Genomic DNA, 14,587 nt, shown 5'->3' with positions numbered 1-14,587 from the left:
TTACATTAACTATCTATAAATGAAATATCGCAATATCTTTTTGAGTCTGATTCTTGCTTCGGCACTTAGTTTCGCCGGTTGTACAGGAGCCAAGAAATCAACATCTAATAAAACAACTACTCCAAGCACTTCTCGACCTTCCGCTAAAGGAGGTATTAAATCCTTTGATAAAGTTATCAAAAAAGGCGCCACTAAAGATGAGGGTGTTTTCACTATTTATGAGCAGGAAGGAAAATACTTCTTTGAGATCAGTAATGACCTTTTAAATCGAGAAATGTTGATGGTAAGCAGAATTGCCGGTGTGCCTCCCGGTTTCTCAGGCTTTAGTTCTGCGGGATCTAAATCTGCTGAACAGGTAGTTAGTTTTTCCAGAAATAAAGACAAGATCTTAATGAGGAAAAAATCTTATGAGGCTATTGCTGATGAAGAACTTCCTGTTTACGAATCAGTTCGAGCAAATAATTATGAGCCTGTAATCGCTGCTTTTGATATCGAAGCTTTAAGTAAGGATTCATCAGGAGTCCTTATTGATGTAACTGATCTTTTCACTAAAGATGTGGAAGCGATAAGTGGAATTCCTTCCTATTTGAGAAGGACTTATCAGGTACGAAGATTGGATGCAGACCGCAGTTTCGTGGAGTCAGTAAAAAGCTTCCCGGAAAATATAGAAGTCCGCCAGGTTATGACTTACGTTGCTGCAAATCCCCCAAGTGCCGGATATACTCAAACTCTTTCGGTTGAAGTAAGTCAATCTCTTGTACTCTTGCCAGAAGAACCCATGCAAAAAAGGTACGCTGATTACAGAGTAGGATATTTCAGCATTCGACAAATTGATTATGGTTCTGATGAACAAAAAGCAGCTCAGAAAGAATATATCCGAAGATGGAGATTAGAGCCTAAAGATCCTGAAGCTTACGCCCGTGGTGAATTGGTTGAGCCGGTAAAACCCATTGTTTACTACCTGGATCCGGCTACTCCTGAAAAATATCGCTCTTATATCATTGAAGGAATTTTAGACTGGAATGAAGCTTTTGAAGAAGCCGGATTTAAAAATGCGGTTCAAGCCAAAATTCCACCTACAAAAGAAGAAGATCCGGATTGGAGCGCAGAAGATATCCGGTATTCAACCGTGAGATGGGTTGCAAGTACAGTAAGAAATGCGGTGGGACCAAGTGTATCTGACCCAAGATCAGGTGAGATCATTGAAAGCGATATTGTATGGTATCACAACCACATGAGATCTTACAGAAATCGCTTAATGATCGAAACAGGTGCCGCAAATCCGGCAGCCAGAAAACTTAAGCTGGATGATGATCTGATCGGTGAAACAATGCGTCGTGTAATTTCACACGAAATTGGCCATGCCATTGGGTTGCCACATAACATGCAATCAAGTTCTGCCTACCCTACCGATTCTTTAAGATCAGGTTCATTTACACAGAAGTGGGGAATCGCGACAACTATTATGGAATACGCCCGTCAGAATTACATTGCACAACCCGGTGATGAAAACATTCGTTTTATCAGACAGATCGGTCCTTACGACAAATATTCTGTTAACTGGGGATACCGAGTAATTCCTGACGCAGAAACACCTGAAGATGAACTGGAAACATTGGACAACTGGATCGAAGCCAAAGCTGATGACCCTGTATACAGATTTGCATCTTCAACAGGTTACGATCCCTCTTCTCAAACTGAAGATCTGGGAGACGATCCTGTTAAATCCAGTACTTATGGTTTAATGAATTTAAAAAGAGTAGTTCCAAACTTAATTGATTGGACTTCTACCGATGGCGAAGGCTATGACGATCTGGAAGAGATCTATGGTGAATTGGTCGGACAATGGTCGCGCTATGCTCGCCATGTTGCTACCAATATCGGAGGAGTTTATCAATCCAGAAAAGCTTCTGATCAGGAAGGATGGGTTTATACTCCTGTTTCCAAAGAATACCAGAAAAAAGCGATGGCATTCCTGAACGAGCATGCTTTTACTACACCTGATTGGTTACTGGATGAAGAAATTCTATACAGGATCCAAGCTCAGGGTGTAACAAACAACATCAAAAATCTTCAGTCAGGAATCTTACGCTCCACTATGAATGCAGGAGCAATGATCCGCTTATCAGAGCAAGCTGAATTTGATGAAGATTCATATCCGCTTCATGAAGCACTTGAAGATATCAGAAAAGGAATCTGGAGCGAAGTTTATAAAACAGGTACAAATAATATTGATGCTTTCAGAAGAAACCTCCAAAGAGAATATCTGAGTTCGATAGCTGCTATGTTTGAGGAAGATACTCAAGGTGGAGGATTCAGAGGACCTACTCTTGATATCAAAGACTCAGATATCAGACCTGCATTGCGTCATGAGTTAACAGAATTAAGAAGTGCAGTTCAAAATGATATTTCGTTCCGTACAAATGCGGCAACCCAAGCTCATTTAAAGGATGTCTTGATCAGAATTGATGCTATTTTGGAAGCCGATAAATAAAATCAGCATTTAGATAATTTTAAAAGGCTCCGATTCGGGGCCTTTTTTATTTCTGAGATCGCGCCAATCCTTTTTTTGTGAGAGAAACATGTCCATATAAATATTCCCCACCTAAGGTCTCGATCTTTAAACATTTCTTTGACTCCAGATATTCGAATAAATTCCTGGCTTCCGTTTTATCTATACCAAGTTCTTCAGAGATTTCTTTAACAGAAACACGCACTCCCTCCTCTCCATCAGAATCGATATACATCCTTTTTAGGATGCTTTTGGCCTTCAAATTAAAATCACTTCCCAGAATCAATGATTAACTTTTCGTTCAGTGAAAAAATCTATTTTTCAGCTTAAACTTTTGTTAACTAAATGTTATCCTTTCATTAACTCATTAATTCAGTGTAAAGCTCAGTACTTTGAATTTTGATAACTTTGAATTATGATATCTTTCTAATCGTATTTTTAAGTTTAAAAGCAGACCTTTGTTCAGTTAACTAAATCGTACATGTTTCAAAAACTAACTCTCAGAGATCGAATTTTTTTGATTTCATCGCTTCTTATTATGGCAGCGATTACTTTGATATGGGTTTTTATAAAACCCGAATATCAGGGTAAGATCGTCAAAGAGAGAACTACCATCGTATCTCAGCTTCAGGAATATACTCTGCGACAGACAGACGGTACGATAAGAAACTGGCTCAATTCCACTATCAGACTTGCACAAGATCTGTCTCAGGACCCTGCAAATGCACCCGAATTAGCTAACAAAGCAATAAATTATACTCCCGGCTTAATGAGAGTTATAATTGCTGACACTGAAAGTGATGAAGAAATAGATCTGATTCGCGCTATTTATGATTCAATTGATTTCTCTGTTGAACAGATTGACTGGTACCCCTCCCGAATTGATGAAACCACTAATACTGCGTTAATAAATCGCCCTGAACAAACTGTAGATTTCTTTATTACGGAAAGAGCTTTTCAGGTCGGCTCTAATGTTTTTAAACTTCGGCTATACTTTAATGCTCAGAATTTGAATAACAGTCTTACCAACATTCCCCTTGGAGGAACCTATTTCACCAGCATTTCAAACTCACTGGGAGAAAGTATTACTCCTTCCTCTGGCTTTGAATTTCCGAATGACTTAATTGGTGAGACCAGTTTTTCAGATGAAAAGATGATAACTATAGATTCAAAAAACTGGTATATCCTTTCTTCGAGGTTTGAAACAATTCCTTTTTGGCATCTGGTAGCTGTAGATGATGCATTCATTCTTGAACCGGTTAACCAACTTCTGCGTTTTTCTTACTACACTGCGGCTTTTGTTCTGTTATTTATGTTCGGGTTTAGCTGGTATGTAAGTTTACGTGTAAATAAACCCATAAAACTCCTTTTAGAAGATGTGGAGTATTTAGGAAATCTGGATTTCGATCATCGTATCAAACAAGTCTCGCTCCCTGAATTCCAGCCAATGCATGATACCCTTGAAAACATCAGAGCTACCTTAAGCCGTTATCAAAAACTAAACGTTGAAAAGATCATATTAGAAGAGTGGAAAAATAAATATATGGTTACCTATTCTGAAGATCTGATAGGTATAATTGGTGAGGAAGGAACGTTCACTTTTATCAACAATCAGTTTGTTTCATTTTTAGAAGAACTGGAATTGAATCCCAAGAACGCATCACTGGAAAAGATCCTCGATCATTCCAATATCAAAGTTTCAGAATCCAACCAAGCTTTACATTACCCTGACCCTTTCACCATAAAAGTAAACCAGTCTTCATTAACTCATTCAACCAATGAGGGCGCAGAATACTTCTATGACTTCCAGTATCTGTCCATTCTGGATGAAAGTAATGAAGAGATCGGTGCCTATGTAATTATTCATGACAAGACCGAAGATCGCTTGTTAGACATCAAACGTAATGATATGATCAATGTGATCGTTCACGAGCTTAAGAACCCGATTACAGGTGTTGTAGGTTTATCCAGATTGATTATTGAAACAGATGATATGGAACCTGCAGAATCAAAAGCGCTGATGCAGGAAGTTCTTAACTCAGGAGAACGGATGAACGAGTTAGTAAATCGCTTTTTGGAAGTTCAAAAACTTGAAGCGGGAAATACTTCTCTAAATGTGTCAGACGTTGATGTGAAAGAAGTAATTGGAAACGTTACCATGTTGTCTAAACCATTGCTTTCTTCCAAGAGTTTATCTCTTTCAGTTACAGAGACCGGAAAAAAGTTTAATATAGAGGCAGACAAAGATCTTGTGTTTGATGCCATTCAAAATATTCTCAGTAACGCTGTAAAATATGGTGAACCGGAAAGAGTCATTGATATAGACCTTAAATCAACCCGTGATTCCGTAATAGTTGCAGTTACCGATCATGGCTATGGAATTAGTATTGAGGACCAAAGTAAAGTATTTGAAAAATTTTTCAGGGTAAAATCCAATATCAAGTCTGCTCGTGAAAAAGGAACAGGACTAGGTTTGGCATATGTGAAACAAATTATGCAACGTCATCATGGCGATATTGCTTTGGAATCTTCAGCTAAGATCGGAAGTAGATTTATACTAACTTTCCCAAAAAAATATAAAGCAGGTTAATGAAATCACTGATAATAACTATCCTAATAAGTTTTATTTCTTTGGGTGTTCAGGCTCAGGATCCTGTGTCTTTTTCAAGCGATAAGCTTCAGCAAATATCACAAAGATATGCAGGCAGTTCTCTGAATTGGCCTGTAGTTGTTAGTCTTGCTGAACATAACATTACCAATAATACTTTTACCCTATCCAGTGGTGATTTGCTTAAACTCAGAAGTCTCACTAATTCCACAATCATATTCGAAGATCAACAAAAAAGAACGAATAAACTTATTGGTGAAGGAGCTACTATTTTTGCTACTAATCAACTAAATGATACCAATAAGTTGTTTAGTGATTTTCTCGATGAGATCAGAAATGGAAACTTAGAAAATGCTTTGGGTATCAGTGAACAACTTAAGCCCTCAGTTGATGCTTTGGAGAGAACCCTGAATAGTAATCGGTTGGTAGCCATCCAGGCGCAATTGATTTCCAAAAACGGAATTGTTGATAAAAGGCTTGGATTGCTTGCCGGTTGGAATGAAGCTTTTGTGGGTGATCTTTTTGAGGAATCGCACGGGGTAAGAACACAACAAGAAAGTTACGCTACTTTAGCTTTTACTGATGGAAGTAATATCATAGTTAATCCCAATACAACAGCAATTATCAGAAAGTCCAGAATAGATAAGCTTGATAAAAGTGCTGATGCTGAAATCACTTTGGTAGAAGGTGGTTTACTTTCAAAGCTTTCCGCGGTTGGTAAAGAACGAAGTAAATATGTTTTGAATGCAGGAAGTTCGACAACAGAGTTGAATACACAAAATTTCCTGGCAGAAAACTCAGGCGGAACGAATGTAAGACTCTCTAATTATGATGGTGATGCTCAGGTCTCAGCGAATAACGTTATTGTAACTATCCGAAAAGATGAAGGTACTATCATTCGTGGAAATGCTGCTCCCTTGCCTCCTGTAAAGCTTTTACCCGCACCCAAATATTTAACTTCAAAACTGGACACCATTATTTATCAAAATGATTTTCTTCTGAATTTTATCGGTGTTAGCAACGCTGTCAATTATAGAGTAGAATATAGTAGTGCTTATAATTTTGATAAAAATGTAGTAGTGAAGGAAGTAACTAACACCAGAATCTTGATGGAAGACCTTCCTCTTGGCACAACCTATGTGAGAGTACAATCCGTAGATAACCTAGGACTGAAAGGCCCTTTTTCTGATACGTTTTTGGTAATAAGAAATCAGGACACTAAATCTCCTCCGATTTTTGGTGATCAGTTTAACCAAAAGGTTCATTTTGTGTTATCAAATTCTGTGACCATTACTGGTGTAACCGAACCCGATGCCGTTGTATTGGTAAATGGTAAAACTACTGAGGTATCAGGTTCCGGGACATTCAACAGAGTTGTTTTATTAGAATTAAATGACCAAGTTATTAATGTAACTTCAACAGATGGCTCTCAAAATACCACTCGCAAAGAACTTCGTGTTGTACATTTAACTGAGGAATATCTTTTTAAAGTTAAACTTGATGGGTTGGATATAAAAGAAGATATTTCCGCCGCAAACTCTGCAAAAACAATAACGGGACGTGCTTTTCCTGAAATGGAAGTAGAGTTAAAAAATGGCGATACTATAAAAACTGTAAAAACTGATTCGCAAGGAAGATGGGGTGTAACAATGAACGTGCAACAAGGCAAACTTTCCATTACATTTAAGGCAAATCAAACAGGCATAGAAACATTGTCCAAATCTTATACGGTTAAGTAAATTCGATCGGGTTATTATGATAAAACGACTAACACTCGTTCTTACTTTATTATTTGTCTCGCACTCTATTTTAGCTCAGGAAGTCTATCTTTCTATATCCGGTAGAAGTACTTCTATTGTTAGTGGTGACAGCCGAAATCAGTACGATATTTGGATCAAACCTTCAGGTACTCCTCAAAACGGGAAAATTGAGATCTTTGATGCAGGCTTAGGCGGTGCTGTAGATATTGTAACTCAAAACGGTGCCAATACTTCCACTTCATTTTCACTATTCCCTTTTGATGAAGTTTACAGTATTGAAAATGGAAGGCTACGATCTAAATCTAATCCATCGAATAAAGTAACACAGTTAACAACCCAAAACGAAGAGCGGTTTAAAAACAGGTGGGTTGCTTTATCTGATATCGATAATACTTCATCCAACGGCTATATAATCCGCGTCTCGACTGACAACGGAGATGATGTAAATAGTTTTAACTTCAGGGTTAGTTCGCCAACCGGACAGATTTTATCAGGCCAAAATTGGCAAATTATTGGCGTTGATCTGTCAATAGGGCTTTTTAATTCACAAAGAAGTTCTGTATTTCAACTCAAACCTTATTTGTTGCAGGAAACTTCAGACTCACCCCGACTAGTTGCCAGCGGACAGGAAGATTCCAGAGTTCGTAAAATAGATACTTTTGGTGAGATCTTTGACTTGTCCCGTTCCGGTATCCCAGCATCAAAATTTGGACTAAAAAACAATTGGGGATTGAATATTACAGGATCATCAGATCGAATTAATACAATGACTGTATATGGATTTGATAGCCCGGTTCTTTGGTTACTTGAACCCTTTGTAAGTGAAAATAACATAAAGCCCAATCTCGGTATTAATGAAGTGCCTACTCAACAATGTACCGAGAAAACATTCGAACTAGCAGGAAACGACTTTAATAACGCGGAAATCAGCAACTCCAGATGGATACTGGATAATCAACAAGTGGCTTCCGGTAAAACACCAACCATTTCTTCTGATACTCCCGGTGAGATTCAGTACACCGTTCTGATTCCGAATCAAAGATCCCTTTTCCCGGAGTATTGGACATATACAAAATCAGTATTTATAAATTCACCACCTGTTGCACGAGTATCAGTACCAAAACGTGTTATTTCCCCTACTGAAACAATTTTACTGTCAGGCTCAAATTCTTATGATATTGAAGGCAAGCCATTGACGTACCAATGGTATGTAAATGGTTCTCCTAGAGGTAATTCAGAATCTTTCCGGTTTTCCAGTACAATTTCCGGTACTTATAATGTAACTCTTAGAGTTTCTGATGGTGGCTCCAATCCTATTTGCGCGACTGATGAGCGTCAAATTCAAATGCGAGTTAACACACAGCCTTATGCTGAGTTAAATATCGCTTCGCTAATCGGAACAAATGAAAACGTTACAGCAACTGTAAGTAATCAAACCGACGCTGATAATGATTCTTTGATCTATTCGTGGAGAGGAGTTGGTATTGCAGGTGCATCAAATGGTAAAACAGTAACTGTAAATCACTCAGACCCGGGTTCATATACAATTAATCTAACTTTAGATGATGGTTCCGGATCCAGTAACGGTTTATACTCCATTAACAAAAGATACGAAGTTAACGCACCTCCGGTACCACTGTTCACTTTAAGAGAGAAAGCTGCTCCCGGAGATAATATCACTTTTGATGCCGGCAGTTCTACAGATGGGAATAATAATCCATTGACTTACAAGTGGTTTGTTAATGATAATCTGATAGCTTCTGAAGCAGTAACAGAATTTCAATTTTCTGATCCCGGTGCATACCGTGTAAAACTTATAGTTGACGATGGCAGAGGTGTTTCAAATTCGGTGCAGGAACTAACTAAAACCGTTCGGATAAATACTCCTCCACAGCCGGTAATTACTGCTGCAAAAGTAACTTCCAGTTCCAGAGTAACTTTTTCTGCAGAACAAAGCAGCGATTCAGAATCCACACTAAGTACATACAGATGGAATTTCGGAGACGGAAATACTGCAACAGGACCAAGAGTTCAACATACTTATTCTAAGACGGGAGAGTACAGAGTTACTCTTCAGGTAAATGATGGTGAAGGACTTTCAAACAGTAGCAGAACCACGGAACACATTTTATTGATCAACCAATATCCGATTGCAGATTTTAATTCACCTGTAGTTGTTGCTCCGGGACAGGAGTTCACTTTAGATGGTTCTTTAAGTACAGACAGCGATGGATTGATTACCAGTTATGAGTGGTATAATGAAGGAGAATTAATCGGAACAGGAAGCACAATCACCACCACCTTAAGTAAAACAGGAAACGCAAATATCTCGCTAAGAGTAAAAGACGATTCCGGTTATGAACTTGCGGAAGGAATTAAAACTAAAAAAGTTCGGGTAAACACCCCTCCTACTGCTGTTTGGGTTTCTGATGCAGATTATGTTGCTCCAAACAAAGAAATCAGATTCTCTGCCGCAGAATCATACGATCTGGATGGTAGTATAGCTCGATACAGGTGGGAATTTAATGACGGAGTAACACTTCGTGGCCGTGTAATTCAAAGAACATTCAGAGAAAGTGGAGCCAAGTCTTTCACATTAACAGTAACGGATAATGATGGTTTATCTAACTCCAGCTCTTCTGTATCGGGAGAACTGAAAGTAAATCACCAGCCTTTGATCGTTACAGAAACCGTTTTAAGATCTAATGCGCTTTCAGTAAAACTTGATGCAACCTCAAGTTATGATCTGGATGAAAACCCATTGACTTTTGAATGGACTTTACCGGACGGCACAAAACGAAACGAATCTTCCTTTACATGGCAAGCAAGTGAGCCGGGTGTGCATTTCATTGGGCTTACAGTTAATGATGGTTTAGGACTTGAAAATAGTATTGCAGAGGAATCCATCAGAGTTTTAATCAACAGACCGGTTAAAGCAGTGGTTGCATCTGAAATCGCTTCCTGTACAGGACAAACGGTTTTATTTAACAGCTCACAGAGCTTTGACCCTGACGGAGATCCTTTCAGTGTAAATTGGAGCTTTGGTAACGGTGCCTCTTCTGATCAGGCTAATCCATCCTATGTGTATGAAACACCGGGAATTTATGAAGCCAAACTTACTTTGAATGATGGCTTTACCGAAGAACAAACAGTGGCGACGATTCCTGTTATCATTGAAGGTTCTCCGGTAGCAAAGTTAAATTTATCGGATACAACGATTTGCGTAAATAACAGCATCAGATTTGACGGATCTTCGAGTACAGATCCTTCCGGCTCCCTCCCATCTTTTAGTTGGGATACCGGTGATGGAAAATCAAAAACAGGAGCTGTGATCGATCATATTTTTACTACACCGGGAGTGTATACCGTTTCACTGACCGTTGAAGGTTCAGGATCCGGTCGTTGCAGCAACATCAGTCAAACAACTGCAACAGTAACCGTAGTTGAAGGCCCTGAAGCAAGTTTTGAGCTTCCTGAATATACAATTCCAGGAAAAGCAGTAACACTGGATGGATCAGAATCATCAGCTGACGGTGGTTTTAAATCTGCTAAATGGGTTATTGATTCTGAAAAAGGACAAGAAGTTGTTGAAGGACTTAATACTACTTATACCTTCGATGAACCCGGCGAATATCTTGTAAGCCTTGAACTGGAAACTAATTCAGAAACAAATTGTAATACCGTAAGCATCACCAAAAGTATAAAGGTTAATGCACCACCGGTTATAAACTGGAATTTACCTACGAATATACCAGCCGGAACAGATCTTAAACTGGACGCTTTGAGTTCCAGAGATCCTGATGGATTCGTTAAGTCTTACAAATGGTATATGGATGGGCAACTGATCAGTGAAAATGCTGCTGAGATCATAAAAGCAATTCAGCCCGGAGATCATACCGTTAAACTGGAGATCACCGACAATACTACAGCAACAAATAACACTGCTTCAGTCGAAAAAACATTCTTTGCAAATAGTAAGCCTTCTCCTTCTATTATTGCTCCTGAAGCTGTTTATCTGAACGAGACTGTTAGTTTCAGAAATGCATCAACGTTGGACAGAGATGAAGATGTATTAACATCAACGTGGAAACTTGATGGAAATGTAATTTCAAGCCCGACTTTTGAAGTAACCAATCCACAAGGTCATAAACTTGTTCTGATTCAGAATGATAACAGAGGGCTTTCCAACTCAGTAGACAGTGCTGTAATTCGTGTAACACCAAAAGTATTACCTGTTGCAAATCCTGACCTTCCAAAACTGATAGCTGTTGGCGGAGCTTTATCATTAGCTGATATCCGGATGGAAAACCCATGGAGATTTAAGAATCAGGGACAATTCTCACTAACCTGGACATCAACAACACCAGGTAATAAGACTCTAACTCTTGCATATTTACAAAATGGTTCTGAGTTAGTATCACAAGAATTTTCTCTTCAGGTTGTTCCCCGACTCAGTTTCACTGAAAGCCCGGAAACACAAACTATTGAATGGAATCCTGCAAATCCTTCTATAATACTTAAAGCTCCTTCTGTTAATAGGGAAGACTCTGATGTAATTTATACATGGAAGCAAAGAGGTACTACTCTAGGAACCGGAAAACAGATTGGCGTTCAATTGGTTAAAGGTGAAAACAGATTTACAGTTCAGGTAACTGATCAACGGGTAGCCAGATCAAGCCCAATAACTATTGATGTGGTTATTATAACCGAATAACTATTCAGGTATACCTCTTCAAAATCTTTCATTTCACTTAAAAACACAGTAGTTTAATTCGTTAACAAATTACGAAAAAAGGCTCTTTTTGAAGATCATAATAATTGGTGCCGGAGAAATTGGGTACGACCTTGCTAGTGTACTCTCCAAAGAAAAGCACGATGTAATAATTTTAGATCGCGACAAAGAATCGTTATCAAAAGCATCAGAAACTCTGGATGTACTATGTAAAGAAGGAAATGCTACTTCAGCTAACGACCTCAATAAAGCAGGTGTTTCTGAAGCAGATATTGTGATCTCTGTTACCAGCGTGGATGAAGTAAATATGATCGCGTCCATGATCAGTAAAAAACTGGGTGCTAAAATGGTGATCGCCAGAGTCAGAAATGATGAGTTTTCGCACCGTGATTCTCCTTTAAAAGCTACCGATCTGGGAATCGATGTAATGATCAACCCGGAATTGAGTGCCGCTCAGGAAATTGCTCAGCTTTTAAAACGTTCAGCAGCAAGCGATGTGATCAATTTGGCTGATGACCTCATGCAGCTTGTTGGAATCCGGTTAGACAGAAACGCTCCCCTGATAGGAAAGTCGCTGATCGAATACGCATCTGAAAACGAAGATATAACATTTCGTGTAGTTGCCATTGCGCGTCGTGGAAGAACGCTGATGCCTCGCGGGCCCATGAAGCTCCAAACCTTTGATCAGGTTTTTATTCTGGCAAAAACAGAAGACATCCCTGCTATCATAGCCACCACAGGTAAATCAGAAACAGATCTGAATAGAATAATGATTGCCGGAGGTTCCGGAATCGGTACAACTATTGCCCGTATTTTATGTGGAGATGAAAAAAAGGACTGGTCAGTAAAACTCATCGAACCTAATTACGAAAGAGCAGAAGAACTCGCCATTGAATTAAAAAATGCAATGATCCTTAATGGAAACCCAACGGATCCTGATCTCCTCGCTTCGGAAGGTATAACTGATATGGATGCTTTTATTGCGGTAACCGATGATGAAGAATCCAATATTATTTCCTGTTTGATGGCGAAGCATTTAGATGTTAAAAAGACAGTTGCGCTGGTTTCTAAGCCGGATTTCATTCCGCTTTCACAAACCATTGGTCTTGATGCAGTCGTAAACAAAAAAGTAGCTGCTTCGAATGAAATTCACCGCTACGTTAGAAGTGGAAATGTGATTTCTGTAACAGAACTTCGGGGAATTAAAGCAGAAGTAATTGAGCTGTTGGTTTCAGAAAAATCTAAAGTGGCAGATAAACAAATTCAAAAGATCAAACTTCCTGACGGCTGTATAGTTGGTGGAGTTCTTTGTGATGGATCGGTAGAAATTGCTACCGGTAAAACCGTTATACAAGCAGAAAATCGGGTAATGGTATTCTGCTTACCTGAAGCCATAGATAAAGTAACCAAGCTGTTCAGCAATGCCTAAAAGTAAAAGTGTAATAAGCGCTTTTAACCGCCCTACCATTGATTTTTTGGTTGTATTGGGAATTCTGGGCGCGTTCATCTTTTTTATGGGATTCGCACTTCTGTTACCCGCAGGTATTGACCTGATCTATGGACAGGACACCTGGTATACTTTTGTAGTTTCTGCCGGAATCGCATTCATATTAGGGGGTTTGCTTTGGTTTTTCTTTAAACCTAAAGAAGAACTCAGAATTCGTGAAGGATTTTTGGTCGTTAGTTTAACCTGGCTTGCCCTTTCGCTGGTAGGAGCCCTCCCCTTTACTATTTCAGGTATTCTGCCAAATTATACCGACGCTGTTTTTGAAACTATGAGTGGTTTATCCACTACGGGTTCAACTATTATGGGTGGAACCACCAGTACAGGAATTGTAAACCCTGCCATTGAGGATCTTCCAAAAAGCTTTTTATTCTGGAGATCCCTCGCTCATTGGCTCGGTGGAATGGGAATCATTGTGCTTTCTTTGGCAATTCTCCCACTTCTGGGAATTGGTGGTATGCAACTTTTTCAAGCGGAATCACCGGGTCCTACTGCCGATAAATTAACGCCCAGAGTTCAGGAAACTGCGAAATTACTCTGGGTAGTGTATGTAGCTTTTACTGCAGCTGAGTTTTTACTTCTGTGGCTCCACCCTTCCATGGATTGGTTTGAAGCGATCAATCACGCTTTTGCCACGCTTGCTACCGGAGGTTTTTCCACCAAAAATACCAGTATCGCTGCCTTTGATTCTGCTTACATCGATACCATCATTACCATATTTATGTTTTTAGCAGGAATTAACTTCGCTATGCATTTCCGATTGCTTCGTGGGGAATTTGAACCCTTTTTTGCAAACAGGGAAACCAGATTCTACACTCTGATCACTATGATCGGTATTCTGGGGATTTCCTTTTCTCTCTGGTTTTTTGATGGATACACTATTCTTGAAGCTATTCGTTCGGGAGCATTTCAAGCGGTAGCTATTATTACCACTACCGGATTTGGAACCGACGATTACGAACTCTGGTATTCTTTCGGGGCATTTTTACTGCTTCTGTTTTTCTTTACCGGAGGAAGTGCGGGCTCTACCGGTGGCGGAATTAAAATGATCCGCTGGATGATCCTGATTCGCAACACCGGGCGGGAGATCAAACAGATCATTCATCCAAAAGCCATTCTTCCGGTCCGAATTGGTGATCAGGCTATCAATCAAAATATTCAACGAACGGTGTTGAGTTTCTTTATCCTGTATATGTTCATATTTGGTTTAGGAGCTTTTGTAATTTCACTATTCGGATATGATATCATGTCCTCGGCCGGAGCAAGTATCGCCGCACTTGGGAACATTGGTCCGGGTTGGGGTGAATTCGGTCCCACCGACAGCTTTGCAAAAATGCCTTATCTTGGAAAATGGATTATGATCATGCTGATGATGATCGGTCGACTTGAGATCTTTACCGTTCTTATCATCTTCTCTCCTGCTTTTTGGAAGCAATGATATTCTAGCCTATCGGTCGGACGGCTCCAAGCC

General features: G+C 39.4%; 7 protein-coding genes. 6 read left to right on the top strand and 1 reads right to left on the bottom strand.

Going from position 1 to position 14,587, the window contains the following annotated elements; translation table 11 throughout:
* The first annotated feature begins 19 nt into the window (after nt 1-19).
* Complete coding sequence (locus A8B79_RS03240; RefSeq protein ID WP_066217900.1) at nt 20-2,494, top strand: zinc-dependent metalloprotease; 2,475 nt, start codon at nt 20-22, stop codon at nt 2,492-2,494.
* 46 nt (nt 2,495-2,540) lie between these two features.
* Here A8B79_RS03240 and A8B79_RS03235 read toward each other — a convergent pair whose 3' ends face one another.
* Nucleotides 2,541-2,747 (bottom strand): hypothetical protein, encoded by a 207-nt coding sequence (locus A8B79_RS03235; protein ID WP_153038336.1) that lies wholly within the window; start codon nt 2,745-2,747, stop codon nt 2,541-2,543.
* A gap of 246 nt (nt 2,748-2,993) precedes the next feature.
* Between A8B79_RS03235 and A8B79_RS03230 the strand changes: the two genes are divergently transcribed.
* The 5 genes from A8B79_RS03230 (at nt 2,994) to A8B79_RS03210 (ending at nt 14,554) form a co-directional block, all read left to right on the top strand.
* Entirely contained in the window at nt 2,994-5,102 is a 2,109-nt protein-coding gene (locus A8B79_RS03230) for a HAMP domain-containing sensor histidine kinase (protein WP_066217896.1), read from the top strand.
* Nucleotides 5,102-6,859, top strand: a complete 1,758-nt coding sequence (locus A8B79_RS03225; protein WP_066217894.1) for a FecR domain-containing protein — start codon at nt 5,102-5,104, stop codon at nt 6,857-6,859. Before A8B79_RS03230 ends, A8B79_RS03225 begins: the two co-directional genes overlap by 1 nt.
* Nucleotides 6,860-6,875: 16 nt before the next feature.
* Nucleotides 6,876-11,594: a PKD domain-containing protein gene (locus A8B79_RS03220; protein ID WP_066217892.1), complete on the top strand. Its 4,719-nt coding sequence runs from the start codon at nt 6,876-6,878 to the stop codon at nt 11,592-11,594.
* 88 nt (nt 11,595-11,682) lie between these two features.
* The gene (gene trkA, locus A8B79_RS03215) at nt 11,683-13,041 is read left to right on the top strand and encodes a Trk system potassium transporter TrkA (protein WP_066217890.1); all 1,359 of its coding nucleotides are present in this window, start codon (nt 11,683-11,685) and stop codon (nt 13,039-13,041) included.
* Nucleotides 13,034-14,554, top strand: coding sequence for a TrkH family potassium uptake protein (locus tag A8B79_RS03210; protein WP_082894044.1), 1,521 nt, complete (start codon nt 13,034-13,036; stop codon nt 14,552-14,554). Before trkA ends, A8B79_RS03210 begins: the two co-directional genes overlap by 8 nt.
* Nucleotides 14,555-14,587: the final 33 nt, after the last annotated feature.

Source organism: Balneola sp. EhC07 (assembly GCF_001650905.1).
GTDB lineage: Bacteria > Bacteroidota > Rhodothermia > Balneolales > Balneolaceae > Balneola.
The sequence above is the reverse complement of the archived record's forward strand: the minus strand, read 5'-3'. Positions and strand labels throughout refer to the sequence as shown.